The organism is Pseudomonas imperatae (assembly GCF_057128625.1).
The window spans coordinates 124,190-136,572 of record NZ_JBSKHP010000004.1; the positions used below are offsets into that span (position 1 = coordinate 124,190).

Annotated in this window: 15 protein-coding genes; 12 read left to right on the forward strand and 3 right to left on the reverse strand. The window is 59.5% G+C overall.

The window, feature by feature from the left end; genetic code table 11:
- Positions 1-53 precede the first annotated feature (53 nt).
- The 3 genes from ACWKWX_RS06910 to ACWKWX_RS06920 all read right to left on the reverse strand — a co-directional run bounded on the left by ACWKWX_RS06910 (position 54) and on the right by ACWKWX_RS06920 (position 1,825).
- Positions 54-890, reverse strand: coding sequence for an AraC family transcriptional regulator (locus tag ACWKWX_RS06910; RefSeq protein WP_195314585.1), 837 nt, complete (start codon positions 888-890; stop codon positions 54-56).
- Between the two features lie 129 nt (positions 891-1,019).
- Positions 1,020-1,547 carry a GNAT family N-acetyltransferase gene (locus ACWKWX_RS06915; protein ID WP_200560352.1) on the reverse strand — a complete coding sequence of 176 codons (528 nt, stop codon included), beginning with the start codon at positions 1,545-1,547 and terminating at the stop codon, positions 1,020-1,022.
- A complete protein-coding gene (locus tag ACWKWX_RS06920; protein WP_200560351.1) occupies positions 1,547-1,825 on the reverse strand; it encodes a type II toxin-antitoxin system TacA family antitoxin in 279 nt (92 codons plus the stop codon). The genes ACWKWX_RS06915 and ACWKWX_RS06920 overlap by 1 nt, the downstream gene beginning before the upstream one ends.
- A 404-nt stretch (positions 1,826-2,229) precedes the next feature.
- On the opposite strand from ACWKWX_RS06920, the gene ACWKWX_RS06925 reads away from it, so the two are divergent.
- From ACWKWX_RS06925 to ACWKWX_RS06980, 12 genes are all read left to right on the forward strand, one after another.
- The gene (locus ACWKWX_RS06925; RefSeq protein WP_483827303.1) at positions 2,230-3,795 is read left to right on the forward strand and encodes an ATP-binding protein; all 1,566 of its coding nucleotides are present in this window, start codon (positions 2,230-2,232) and stop codon (positions 3,793-3,795) included.
- A gap of 321 nt (positions 3,796-4,116) precedes the next feature.
- Complete coding sequence (locus ACWKWX_RS06930) at positions 4,117-4,674, forward strand: hypothetical protein (protein ID WP_483827304.1); 558 nt, start codon at positions 4,117-4,119, stop codon at positions 4,672-4,674.
- 342 nt (positions 4,675-5,016) lie between these two features.
- Positions 5,017-5,241 carry a hypothetical protein gene (locus ACWKWX_RS06935; protein ID WP_483827305.1) on the forward strand — a complete coding sequence of 75 codons (225 nt, stop codon included), beginning with the start codon at positions 5,017-5,019 and terminating at the stop codon, positions 5,239-5,241.
- Positions 5,242-5,272: 31 nt separating this feature from the next.
- On the forward strand, positions 5,273-5,665 hold the full coding sequence (locus ACWKWX_RS06940; RefSeq protein WP_483827433.1) for a hypothetical protein: 393 nt from the start codon (positions 5,273-5,275) through the stop codon (positions 5,663-5,665).
- 137 nt (positions 5,666-5,802) lie between these two features.
- Entirely contained in the window at positions 5,803-6,477 is a 675-nt protein-coding gene (locus ACWKWX_RS06945) for a hypothetical protein (RefSeq protein ID WP_483827306.1), read from the forward strand.
- A gap of 87 nt (positions 6,478-6,564) precedes the next feature.
- Positions 6,565-7,278, forward strand: coding sequence for a DUF5983 family protein (locus ACWKWX_RS06950; RefSeq protein ID WP_483827307.1), 714 nt, complete (start codon positions 6,565-6,567; stop codon positions 7,276-7,278).
- Positions 7,268-8,407 (forward strand): hypothetical protein, encoded by a 1,140-nt coding sequence (locus tag ACWKWX_RS06955; RefSeq protein WP_483827308.1) that lies wholly within the window; start codon positions 7,268-7,270, stop codon positions 8,405-8,407. The genes ACWKWX_RS06950 and ACWKWX_RS06955 overlap by 11 nt, the downstream gene beginning before the upstream one ends.
- Positions 8,408-8,660: 253 nt before the next feature.
- Positions 8,661-9,473 (forward strand): GTPase, encoded by an 813-nt coding sequence (locus ACWKWX_RS06960; protein WP_483827309.1) that lies wholly within the window; start codon positions 8,661-8,663, stop codon positions 9,471-9,473.
- 303 nt (positions 9,474-9,776) lie between these two features.
- Complete coding sequence (locus tag ACWKWX_RS06965) at positions 9,777-10,118, forward strand: hypothetical protein (protein WP_483827310.1); 342 nt, start codon at positions 9,777-9,779, stop codon at positions 10,116-10,118.
- Positions 10,119-10,617: 499 nt separating this feature from the next.
- Entirely contained in the window at positions 10,618-11,166 is a 549-nt protein-coding gene (locus ACWKWX_RS06970; protein WP_483827311.1) for an STY4534 family ICE replication protein, read from the forward strand.
- Between the two features lie 106 nt (positions 11,167-11,272).
- Complete coding sequence (locus tag ACWKWX_RS06975) at positions 11,273-11,884, forward strand: DUF3275 family protein (protein WP_483827312.1); 612 nt, start codon at positions 11,273-11,275, stop codon at positions 11,882-11,884.
- 77 nt (positions 11,885-11,961) lie between these two features.
- Entirely contained in the window at positions 11,962-12,303 is a 342-nt protein-coding gene (locus ACWKWX_RS06980; RefSeq protein WP_483827313.1) for a hypothetical protein, read from the forward strand.
- The last annotated feature ends 80 nt before the right edge of the window (positions 12,304-12,383 follow it).

Below are 12,383 nucleotides of genomic sequence, written 5' to 3' on the forward strand. Positions count from 1 at the left end.
GGTTCTTCGGGAATCTGATTTTCGGGCCGGGATGATCGCGCCCGGCCGGAAACTTACGAGACGCTTCGGACAAACTCGCCCGGCGTGATGCCTACCGATCCCTTGAAGTGACGGCTGAGATGGCTCTGATCCGTAAAGCCGCATAGCGTGGACACGGTGGCTATGGGGTGCCCTTTTAGCAGCAACTCTTTTGCCTTCCGGACTCGGGCCTGAACAAGGTACGCGTGAGGCGGTATACCGACCGCCGATTTGAACTGCCGCAGGAAATGCCAGGGGCTCAGCCCGGCGATTTCAGCAAGCTCCAGCAGGGACAAATCCCTTTCAGGGCAACTGTCGATGATTTCCTTGATCATCATGACACGCTGCTCTGCGGACGGCAGCTCGCGCGGGGATAGCCGCGTCTTGCCGTGGCGCATCATCAGCCAGGTCAGTGACGACATCAACAACGTTTCCTTGAATAGCGTATTTCCCGGCTGCGCAAGCAACGTGAAGGTCATCATTAGCTGCTGCGCCAGTCCCGGGTCGTGCAGCACCGCGTCGGGAAACCACGGCACACTTCCCTCCGATTGGCGGATGTCCCTGGAAATGGACTTGAACAAATCGGGATGAGGATAAATGGCCCTGTAAGCCCAGCCGTTTTCCAGCTCGGAGCAACCGGTATGCACGTCATCGGCATTGACAAGAATGATGTCCCCTCTGGGGGCCACATGTTCCCCTCCGGAGCGATAGAACCGCTGGGCTCCTTCCTCGATCACACCGATGCAATAGGTCTCATGAACGTGCCGCGGAAAGCGCTGGCGAACGTAACGGGCCTGAAGCATCTCCAGCCCACCCAGCTCGCTAAGGTAACGATATCGGGCTTGTTCCTTGGGACGTTTTTTTTCTGCCATCCGGGCGCTCCTTTTTTTGTACAAAATTGCTGATCCGGGCAGCAAGAAATTGCTCTGATTGATCGCGACAGATGCGCTTCCAGGGCATTCAGTGGTGTCGCACGGCAGGCGGCAGGGTCGACGCCGACACTATGAAATCGATCGGGTTTGCGCGCTCTGGGGTAACAGGAGCTTGCGTGCATCCTTCAACAACAGCAGTAGCTGCTGCTCCCGTACGGGTGATGCCTCGAAACCGAAGCGCTGGTAGAAGCGTGCGGCCTCATCATCGATCGGATGCGTCAGCATGGCCCGCACGCCAGCTTGCTCGGAGATGATGACCGTGCGCCGGATTGCTTCCTGCAGCAGCCCCACGCCAATACCACGCCCGTGCATACGCTGGTCGACAGCCAACCGCGCCAGGATGACAACGGGGACGGGATATCCACCCATTCCCTTTCGCACACGATCAGGCGCTTCGAGGGTATCGATCTGGCCCACTGTCAGGCTGAAATACCCAACGACCCGCTGTTCGTCGGCCACGACATAGGTTTTGGCTGAGCCGCTGGACTGTGACTGCCGGGCATGCCGCACCAGCCAGTCGTTCAAACTGGCTTTGCCGCAATCGAATTCGTCGAGCGCATGACCTGCGGCGAGCGCTGACGGCTCCGTCAATGCCATCAGCTACTCCACGGTGTGGGACGCGAGAACAGATCCTTCAGCCCGGCATTGTCCTGCGCCGGTCGATCCAGCAGATCCAGAAGCGCGTGCGACTGGCTGCCCGAGACCACGAACAGGCGCTGGTCAAGCAATGTCTGTTCAGCCGCCTGATAGGCGCTGTCAAGGATGAAGTCCGTCATCGACTTGTGAGCGACGTCGGCCGCCCGTCGCAACACGGCTTCCTGCTGCTGCGTTGCGCGCAGCCCGAAGCGCGCGGTTTTCGTTGCTGAAGTACCCATAGGAGCATCTCCGAAAGTTGCATTTTGTACGACACGTTAGCACAACAGGCGTACAAAAGCCAGCCCCGCCGCGCAGGACAACAAGGTTGACCCTGCACGCGGATTGGCGCGGGACGGATGCATCTTCCGCTGCCAGTCTTGCGGCATGTGTTGCTGATCCCGATCAGCGCCATGCCAGCAGCCAGGTCTTCAGGCTGCGCCGTGGAACGACCACGTAGACCGATCCAGTCCGCCTCGCATCGTTTTCGCGGACGCACGCCACAGCCGGCGTCGATGCACTTCGTCCCCGCGCGATCACCGCTCTTCCAGTTCACGCCCGGCGCCAGGCGGCCAGCCGCGGCGCGTCTTCGCTCGCGCTTTCTTCCTTCGCGTCCACTGCGGCGCACGACTTTCAGGAGGCCCCCATGGGCACTATCCGTCTCAAGACCAATCAGCACCGTCTGATTTCCAACCTGCGACATGCCTTCAATCCGCAGTCCATGCTCGGCGAACTGCTGCAGAATGCACGGCGAGCCGGTGCAAACCAGATCCACATCACTGTGGACGACGCCTCGATCACCGTCAGCGACGACGGCGCCGGCATCGCCGACATGCAATCCCTGATTCATATCGCCGAATCCGGCTGGGACCCGGAACTGCAGGCGCGCGAGAACGCCTTCGGCATGGGCGTGCTTTCGACCTTGTATTTTTCCACGCACCTGTCGGTGCATTCGGGTGCGCAGGCGTTCAGTGCCAGCACCGCGACCATCATCCGCGGCGATGGCATTGAGGTCCATGCTGAAGAAGCACGTATCGGCACGGAGATTCGTCTTGATGGCGTGCAATCTCCAACCGCCGCCGTCAATCTGCCGACCTGGGTGGCACAGCAACTCAAGAGGCTATGCGAGGCCTTTCCGGTGCCTGTCTTCCTCAATGGCACGGAACTGGTTCGACCGTTGGCCAATCCTGCCTTGCAATGGCGCGAAACGCCTGTCGGCCGGATTCTGCTCAACCTGGAGGCTTCATGCGTCCAGTGGCAGTGCTTCCTGCAGGGGCTTCCCATCGGTCTTCCGCCCAGAGCATCGAATTATCACGTGGTCGTGCTGCGTGACGACATGATCGCCCGGCTTCCCGATCGGCAGCATCTGCTCAATGAGGCTGACGAATACGTCCGTATCCAGGCTGCGATCAATCAAGCCTACCGTCAGGCCTTGATCGAATCCAGGCAGCAGTTGCCGGGCAGCGAGTTCGCGGAGCACTACGCCGAAAGGTGCCTTACCTCATCCAATGCAGACCTGCTCAACGATATCCCCTTTGTTCCGCTGGCATGGTTCCGTGACTGGCACGACACTCCTCCAGGACATTGCCGCTTCTGGGAACGCTATCACCGCATCGGCATATCTGCCAGTGAGGCTCTGAAGGAGGTCGGCGTCTGGTGCATCGACAGCGAGGACGATGATCAGTCGACCGCCGAGGTCTACCTTAGCGCTCGCAAAGGGTTTCTGCTGGAGGAAACACGGCTGGATTCTGAGCATTGGCTGATGTCCATGGTCCGAACGATCAGGCCCGAGCAGGTTGTCGTCCAGCATGCCACCAGGCTGTATGAAGACAATCACCCCAGCCTGGCGGACGGCGCACTCTCGCTGGTTCTGGTCGAAGGCCTGCGCGTCAGCCTGGTAGGCGAACCCGGCGAGTATCCGGTACAAGCCGTGCGCAGGGCCGACACCCTTTACCTCACCGTAGACGTGGGCTCCGTCACCCGGCTGATTTCGGACTACATGTTCGATGACCGTTACGACGAAGCCAGCGAGGCCGAGGACGAGCGGACCATCGACACCTTCATCGCCATAGGCTCCTCGCAGAACCCGGTTCGCGTCATCAGCGCCCTGCTGCCGGACATGCTGCGCTATACGCCTCAGCCCAAACTGGCAGGCGCGACGGTGCGGCTGGTCTTCGATGATGAAGGCAAGCTACATACGATCACCAATTGATCCACCTCACAAACGCTCCTTCGGGAGCGTTTTTCTTGGCAATAGGGCCAGGTCTGCATTCCGATTGACGCAGGACGAAGCCGCACTGGATCGCCATGCTCATTCCCATGCGTTGCTGATGAGTCAGCACCATGCCAGCAGCTACGGTCTTCCAGGCTGCGCCGCGGTTCCCACGCGCCGACCGAACCAGTCCGCTTCGCATCGATTCCGCGGATGCACGCCATAGCCGGCGTTGATGCAATTTCTTCCCTAACCCCTGCGGGACACTCGCCACGTCCTGTCGGGATGAGGCCGTTCCCGCCTCATTTCACAGGAGTTCCCATGAGCATTCATCAACAGCGCGTCAGCCTGAAAAACCTCAAGGTTGCCGATTTCGCCAGCGAGGAAACGCTTTGCTTCACCGCCACCGTTTTGTTCGACGGCGACCCCATCGCCGACGCCAATAATGACGGCCACGGTGGCATGACCTTCGTCCGCGCACGCGACGGCAAACGGTCGAAGCTCACTGAAGCGGAGGAGTTCGCGGCAAGCCTGCCACCGGATGTCACAGAGTACGACGATCCCCAGGATCGTTCGCGCAAATTGACCATCGAGATCACGCTGGACTACCTGGTCGACCATCTCGCCAACACGATGCACGCGGACAAGAAAATCCGTGCCGCCTTCAATCGTGACATCGGCAACAAGGTGCTGTTCGTCAAGGACGGCAAACTGCTGTTCCTCAAGGGCGTCAAGCTCAAGACCATCACCGACAGGCCCGCCTACTTCGCCAGGCTGCGTGCCGCGCAAAAGCAGCCAATCGTCATCCTCGCCGAGCTCGCACCGGATGAGGCCTTCGCCCTCTGGAAACAGCACACCGGCAACGACGACGCATCCTGATCGCCCGCTGGCGAGACGCCATCAAGAAGCCTCGCAGTTTTTGCGAGGCTTTTTTTCGCTCACGTCTCTCAATCGGGGGGTGGCCGGTATCTCATTTCGGCATGACGATCGACGACGCCTGCTTGATGCTTGGCCACATGTGTTGCTGATGTTGTCAGCGCCATGCCAGCAGCCAGGGTCGTTCCGGCTGTGCCGCGGAGTTCTCCGCGCCGACCCACCAGTCCGCCACGCATCACCTTCGCGGACGCACGCCATCGCGGCGTCGATGCATTTCCATCCACCCACGGGACGCTTCCACTTCCGTCGGGATGTGGTGCCACCCGCCATTGTCAGGAAAACACCATGTCCATTGCTTTACATCCCGAACCCCGGATCGGTCATCTGGCCTTGTTCTGGGTCGGCAAGCGCTTGCCCCTGCGAGTGCTGAGAAGCGCAGCAGGCCACTACATCGGCACGACCGATGAAGAAGGTCCGGTCTCGCGCGAGTCCATCGAATATTTCCCCAGTAGCGAAGCTGCCGCCACCGCTCTCGAAAACGGAGAGTGGCAACAGCGTTCGCATCCCTGATCGTACATCTACAGGAGTCATAGCGATGAACCTGAAAGTTTCTCTCCCCCAAGAGGTGATCGATCAGATCGCGCTTGAAGAAGCACATTTCGCACTGGCACCGTCCGCGTTCTTCCGCGCCTGGAAACGTGGCGTGGAAATCGCCGGTGTCGAGTGGTTTGGCAACGGCACTCGCGAGGGATTTCTGAGTGCTGCAAGCAAATGGGATTTAAGGCCCAACTTGCTGCTGCTCAACGATGCCCTTGGCGTCCTGAGCGGCGGACAGCGGCTCTTTCTTTCTGCAATGGTCAGCTTCTACAACACCCGCGAGGGCGCTGCGGTGCTCAAGCGTATCGGCTTCGAAGGGCTCGCCGATCTTGGCGGGCTGGATCTGGAACGCAGGAAAGTGATCGCGCAACTGGTGCTCAACTACAGCGGCTGGTGAATCGGCTCTATCGTTCTCCGACCAACCCCGGAAGGGACGCCTCGTCTCTATCCTGGGCGTATCCTTTCTACTCCCCATGCGGATGCTCATGTCCGCAGGGACGTGGCTCCGCTCATTCATTGAGAGGAGCCATCATCATGGCGAATAATTATTACGAAGCTACCGGCGTGCTGATGTTGGAATGCGTTACGCCTGTCATCTCTGCACTGTTCGGCGCCTTCAATCTCGACGCCAGCTATCCAGGGAATGGACGGGCATTCATCGCCAGGATCGCCGAAACCAACGATCCGCAATGGAATGATGTTCTGGAGGGCCTGATCGTTCTGTCCACTCAGTTCAACATTTCACCAGGCGAGGAACCCGAGACGACAATCGATGTGGTTCTTGAAGCACTCGCAAGGCATTTCCATGCCGATCAGGACGAAGATCTCGAAAACCTTATCGAACATCATCCGTTTGAAGGTGACGCAGACCTTGAAGCCTTGTTCCTGATCGCCTCTTGCTTCAACGATGGCCATAACCTTGTCGCTATTCAGTTCGAGGGTTGCTGGTACTGCAGCAAACCGCGGCTGTTTGAGTTCGGTGGCCACGCTTGCTTCATCAGTCGGGAGATCAGGCTTTTCGGGAACTCCGCTCAGGCGTTGGATCTCGCAACTGATCTGCATAGGGCGCTGCGGGAGGGCGATCTGACTGTAGCAGCCGCCCGTATAACTCTTGAAACGGCAAGACTGCTTGCCGGGGTTCAAGATCAGAATAGCCGCCAAAAACTGCGGCAAAGCATAGCCGAGGGTCTGCTCCAAAATCAGGACTGAGCTTTCGACCAAGGCTGCGCATTTTATCCACCCACCGGGGCGTTATCCCCGGAGGGGGCGCTCCGCCTAACTCGCTGGAGAAATCTCATGTCCCAGACACTCAATCCCTTCATCCGCGGCTATCAGGGCCTGCATTTCGTCCGTACCCTCTGCATCACGCATGCAGACGACAGCCCGCCAGTCTGGCGGCCACTGCATCCCAGCCAGGAGCATCTGCCTGACGAACAGATCGCGCAGTTTCCCTGCCTTCTGTGCAGCGACTTTGCACTGATCACCGAGGGCCAAGAAATTCCGGAGGAACTGGAAAGCCAATGCCAGACCGATGGAATTGTGCGTATCGTAGCCTACGCTGTTACCGGCGATGACTTCGGTCAGGTCGTTCATATCGGAGACACCTACTCCGCAGAAGCTGCGAAGGAAGTGATCCACCGACTGAGCTTCGAGACCGGCTTTTACAGCCGGTGCTGGGAAATCAGTACGGCGCACATTACCGAAGAGGCTTCCCATTATCTGGCCGAGTTGGCAGATATCGCCACCCCGACAGCCTTCCAGTTCATCGCGTTCCGCATTCCTTACAGCCCGGCAATCGGCGTAAAACTTATCGCCACGCCATGGACAGATGAGAACTTGTTGCACGTTGAGGGCATAACCGCTGCACAACTGCGACAGCAACACCTGGACAAGGGTATGCCGGAGTCCCTGGCCGATACTCTCCATCTAGCGGCATTGGCCGACATCCGCATCGTGATCTTCGATGCCGATGCTCCGATCCTGGATGGACTGCCACAATATGAAGAATAACTGTAGATTGAAATTTGAGCCTCCTCGCGAGGCTCTTTTTTCTTATAGTTCCGTTTCGATAGATTTTGTATCTTACGGAAACCCAGCGACGATGCCATCGAATACAGAAATTACCCCTGCACAGAGGCCTCATGCCGCTTCTGCCGAGGTGAATCTGATGCAAGCCGTCAGAAACATCGTGGCTGCAAAGGACATATTAGACGAATCGCTCAGAACGCCTGCCGCGACTGTTCTTGTTCCGCCTGAACTGGCAAATGCAGCCGGCTCCGCTATCGGCGTTTCCGCCTTTACCAGAGCCATAGTGCCTTTTCTGGATTTACAGCAATCGGTCCGCAGCCAGCGCGCTCGCGTTCCGCTCGATAGGTTGCTGGGCGAATCCTGGCGGTGGCGACAGGCATATTCCTCAAAACTCTCCGCCACCGAACTTGCCGATTATTTGGCGCGAGATGAACGCTCAGCACCAGGAGACCGCGACCAGGCCATCGTGTTTGAGATTGCTCCGCTGGGATTGTGGTTCGCCCACGAAGGCAAGAACCGCGTCCACTTCCTGCGCTCCAGCGGTGCAGTCGAGATGCCTGCGATGGTGACCACTGTAGATTACCCTGCCGCCGGCCGGCTGGCGCTCTACCGCCTGGCCGTCGCTGGAAGGGAGGAGATGTGGTGTGTGTTGGACGGCCGCCTGGCAAAGCGTCTAACGCTGCCGAAACTGACCCACACACTTTTGACAGCCTATGGCGTCACCCCCGCGAGCACCTGGCCAGACAACCTGCCGTCGCCTCACATGATTACCGACGCACTTCAGCAGCAGGAGCGCCATTCAGGGAACAGCCCGGATATCGACCTGGACGTGCTCCGCGGGCGCATTACGGAAATAGCCTCCGGAGAAACGTTCGCCGAGCTCAGCCTGCTGGACGCCCTGGCAGGTGGCCTGCTCAGAACCCGGTGGCGGTGGATCGCATCATTCAGCGCGATTTCTCTCGGCTGCCTGGTGTTGAGCATGGCGTTGCCACAGCCCTGGGATAGCGAGATCCGATTTCTGACGACCGGCGTCATTGGCGGGTTTGTCGCGAGCTTGATGTTCCCCTGGATGCAGATTCGTCGCAAGCACCTGCGACGCGACGATCCGTGATCCCGCCATGACGTAATACGGTGAAGAGGCAGCTCCGATAGGCGCTAACAATTCGCACGTCCATAGATCAACCTGACGACATGTTTGCTGGCGTTGCCGGCTGCATGCCCAGGCAGTCGAGACCTTCAAGACTGCGGTGCCTCGTTGCACTGGTTGGTCTGCTCTACCGGCGCATTCCGCGCCAATCACTCAACCCACAAGGGACGCCCTCCCTTGTGGCGGGAATCCCTTGCCTTTTCTCAAGGAGTTCCCCATGGATCGTTCCCTCATCAAGTCCCTGATGCCCTCGCTTGTCGCAGCTCACGTGCCGCGTAATGCGCGAGGTTTCAAGTACCGCGTATTCGACGATCAGCCGCAAGTGTCGGCATTCGGCTTCTCTATCGACCCCGATGCCTTCGACGGCAAAGTGGTCGCGACCACCGGCGATGCCATCATCGTCAAGGTCAAACCTACCGAGTTCGCGGTGCTTGATCCCAGCCTGGTGACTTCCGTCCCCGACGAAGGTGCCAAGGTGCATGTTCAACCCTACGCGCGGCGCCGGTTCGACGGTCTGCGTGCGGATACCCCGGAAGAGCGTACGGAGATGACGTCTGACGGCATCCCCTACACCGTCAAAACGCATGTCCTTGGTTCCGCACCGGCCAAGCTGCCCATCCCCGCGCCACAGTGCCTGGAACTGGGCCAGCTCATCCAGCAGTTGGAGGAAATGCTGGCGCCCGATGGCTTCCGGCGGATCACCCACATGCTGGTCGATGCGGGCGCCCGTGACTTCACCTGGGTCGATCCAAAGCCGTCCCGGATCATCGAGACGCCTCCGGCGATCAGCTTCGCGGTTTCGACCGGGAAGTTCGAGGGCCGGGTGACGATCCTCTATGACCGCGCGGGCGACACCTACGTGGTGGAGCTGCATCGCGATGGCGAACTGGTCGATCGGCACGACGAGGTGTATTTCGACATGCTCGGCGAAGTGCTGGAGCATCTGATCGATGACGGGCGCTGGCGCCTGATCGACGTGAGCGTGATCGACGCCAAGGCTTCACGGCGACGCCAGGCGGTGTCGGCGTGACGTCCAAGGCAAGCGACTCCTGGGTGGTTTATTCACCCAACGAGTCGGCCGTCAGCGACAGTGCTGGCTTCTGGTCCAACGAGTTCGGTTGGGTCTTGCTCGACCAGGCGACACGCTTCTCGAAGGAAGAGGCCGGGAGCTTACCGCTTCCGCTCTCGACTGGCCGTGATGCGCGCTTCGTTCCATGGCAGGAAGCCCAGCGGTATTACGGCTGACGCCGCAGCCTGGCGACGACTTGCCCCCTACAAGCCTTCCATCCGCTCGGATGGAGGGCCTTTTTTCTTCAACTTTGAGGTATCCGTCATGTCAGAAATTACTTGCAGCACATCCTCACAGCCCATCGGGGAGACCCATCCCGCGTTCGATGAAACCGCGTGGCGGGCTGTCTGCGAGAAGTTCGCCGTGCAAGCCAACAACGGCTGCGGACTGTCTCATGACTACTACGTCGAACGCTTCAGTTCACAGATCGAAAAACACATTGATCTCCTGCCTGAATGCCAGCGCGCGCAGGCTCTGCAGATAGCACAGGAATGGGACTACGCAACACCTGTCGAAAGGCGGGAAACCCGGAACTGGAACGCACAGAATGGCTACTGCACACACGGAATCGAGCTGGGTTGCTGCCCGGCCGGTTGCGGTTCATAGGGATTGGCACTTGCTCCATCGCTTATCACCCAGAAAGCCCCCGCCTCGGGGGCTTCTTTTTTCAGCACCCCGACACCGCACACCAGGCTCCGCCGCTGTTGAGAACCAGCATACAACCGGGTTACGCCGTGCGCTCTACGCGGCAATCGGCATGCGCGCACGACTCACGTTCAGCGGCCGAACAATAAGGCGACAGGCCAGTACCCATTCCGGATGGTCGTCCAGAGAAGCAGATGCCACGCTACAGCCATGTTGCGCTGACCACGGTCAGCAACATGCCCAGGTAGCCACGATCTTCAAGGCTACGGCGCGGTTCCGTCCGCGTGATCACACCAGTTCGCACTCGGCATCCCAGCGCGAACGACCGTCGAGCAATCGGCGGTGATGCCAACCTAGTTGTTGCCGGATCTTACGATCCATCAACCCACGCGGGGGTTACACACCTCCCGTATGGGGTCGGTGTGTCTCCGCTTTCTTGTCCTCAAGTCTGGAGATCACCATGACCACTTCCACCGAAAAGTCCTTTTTTGACTTGCACATCACCGGCCTCGGCTACCTCAATCGCATCCGCGAAGTGAAGCCGAAGAAAGGTGAACCGTTCCTGGCCTGCGATATCGCAGCGCTCAATGGTCCAAGCAACGATGTCTCGTACGTGCGTTTCGATACGCGCGTTTCGGGCACCGACGCCCAGCACCTCATTCGTCGTTGCATCGATGCCGTCGAGGCGGAGAAGAAAGTGATGATCGGATTCCGCCTGGGCGACCTGTGGACCGACACCTTCACCTATTCCAAGGGGAAGCGCGCCGGCGAACAGGGCGTCAGCCTGAAGGCCCGCCTGCTGTTCGTCAGCTGGATCAAGGTCGATGGCGTCCTGAAGTACAAGGCCGAGCCCAAGCCGGCCGAGTCCGAACAGGATGCTGCGGAGCAATCCGCTGCGCCTGCTCCTGCGCTGCAGGAAGCGCCGGTTCCGGAAACCTCCGAGCCGGTCAACGAACCTGCAGACGAAGCCGCCGATGCGCAAGCACCGGCACTGGCCGAGTCGTTCTGATCCGCAAGGCCCCCTTACAGGGGCCTTGTTCTTTTCATCAGCCGAGCATCCCTGACACAGCGCTGTCGGCGGAGCCCGGTCGTCCTTTCTTCACCAGGAGCACTCCATGATCACCCTTCCGGGCCAGTTGGCCATCAAGACAATCCACGGCAGGAATGGCGACTTCAATGTCGGCCGCCTTTCGACCAGCATTGGTGAGTTCGTCATCAAGAATGCCGAGCTGGACCAGTACGACGAAGGCAAATACGACGGTGATTTCGTTATCGCCGAAATCCGACCTTCCACCTACAACACCAGTGGGCGGATGGTCATCGAAATCCGCGCCCACCTGGGCGGGATGACCCTCTCGAACAGCGATCGCCTGAGCAAGGACGAAGCCCAGCGGCTGAGCCCGCAGGAAATCGATCCCATTGATGAGGAAGCGCAGGCTCCAGCGGCCGCCGCCAGGCCTCCGGCCAGGACCAAGGCCCGCAGCACGCGCGATCCACTGGTCGATACCACGCCGTTCGGCAGCGAACCAGCGGCAGCATCGCCCTCCGACGCTTCGGCTGAAGATGACGACGCGGCACTGTTCGGCATGCTCTGGCCGTTGGGCGAAATCGTGAAACTCGACGCAACCGTCGACCGCCGCGTCCTGCGTCAGCAGCGCGACCGTCTCGATGCGATGGGCTATCGGTTTGAACCTCTGTCCCAGGACTGGCACCTCGCCAGCGCCTGATTGGCCTTGATCTTTCACCCATCGGGCCGCTTCCCCGATGGGTGGGCTCCCGATGATTTCAAACGAGGAGCTTCATCATGAGTCGGCACTGCTTCGAGACATCCCACAAGGGATTTCCCATCATCGTTGTGCTCGGCTGGGACCGGCCGATGCAATATTTTTTCCTGACCATCGAAAAGCCTGTCGAGTTGATCGACGACGCCATGCAGGTCGAGGACGACCACTTCCTGTACAGCAATCTGCACGAGACCGATCCTTTCGGTCATGACCTGGACTACTACCGCGAGGTCTTGCGGTATTTTCAGATCATCGTGCCCGAGAGCCTGTTCAGAGAGGCGCAATCCGACGCCGAAAGGAATGTCGGCAACCGTGTCACCAGGCATCAGGCGGATGGTTCCTTCATTGAACTGGGGCTCTGAAAGGCTCACGTTTTTCCATGATCGGGCATTCACCGCCCTGTGGAGCGTGCTCTACGCGCGGACCACGATCACAGACGCAC

Bases quoted from the DNA above. Each gene is read 5' to 3' on its own strand.
- ACWKWX_RS06910 (WP_195314585.1), bottom strand. From the start codon at position 890: ATGGCAGAAAAAAAACGTCCCAAGGAACAAGCCCGATATCGTTACCTT.
- ACWKWX_RS06915 (WP_200560352.1), bottom strand. From the start codon at position 1,547: ATGGCATTGACGGAGCCGTCAGCGCTCGCCGCAGGTCATGCGCTCGAC.
- ACWKWX_RS06920 (WP_200560351.1), bottom strand. From the start codon at position 1,825: ATGGGTACTTCAGCAACGAAAACCGCGCGCTTCGGGCTGCGCGCAACG.
- ACWKWX_RS06925 (WP_483827303.1), top strand. From the start codon at position 2,230: ATGGGCACTATCCGTCTCAAGACCAATCAGCACCGTCTGATTTCCAAC.
- ACWKWX_RS06930 (WP_483827304.1), top strand. From the start codon at position 4,117: ATGAGCATTCATCAACAGCGCGTCAGCCTGAAAAACCTCAAGGTTGCC.
- ACWKWX_RS06935 (WP_483827305.1), top strand. From the start codon at position 5,017: ATGTCCATTGCTTTACATCCCGAACCCCGGATCGGTCATCTGGCCTTG.
- ACWKWX_RS06945 (WP_483827306.1), top strand. From the start codon at position 5,803: ATGGCGAATAATTATTACGAAGCTACCGGCGTGCTGATGTTGGAATGC.
- ACWKWX_RS06950 (WP_483827307.1), top strand. From the start codon at position 6,565: ATGTCCCAGACACTCAATCCCTTCATCCGCGGCTATCAGGGCCTGCAT.
- ACWKWX_RS06955 (WP_483827308.1), top strand. From the start codon at position 7,268: ATGAAGAATAACTGTAGATTGAAATTTGAGCCTCCTCGCGAGGCTCTT.
- ACWKWX_RS06960 (WP_483827309.1), top strand. From the start codon at position 8,661: ATGGATCGTTCCCTCATCAAGTCCCTGATGCCCTCGCTTGTCGCAGCT.
- ACWKWX_RS06965 (WP_483827310.1), top strand. From the start codon at position 9,777: ATGTCAGAAATTACTTGCAGCACATCCTCACAGCCCATCGGGGAGACC.
- ACWKWX_RS06970 (WP_483827311.1), top strand. From the start codon at position 10,618: ATGACCACTTCCACCGAAAAGTCCTTTTTTGACTTGCACATCACCGGC.
- ACWKWX_RS06975 (WP_483827312.1), top strand. From the start codon at position 11,273: ATGATCACCCTTCCGGGCCAGTTGGCCATCAAGACAATCCACGGCAGG.
- ACWKWX_RS06980 (WP_483827313.1), top strand. From the start codon at position 11,962: ATGAGTCGGCACTGCTTCGAGACATCCCACAAGGGATTTCCCATCATC.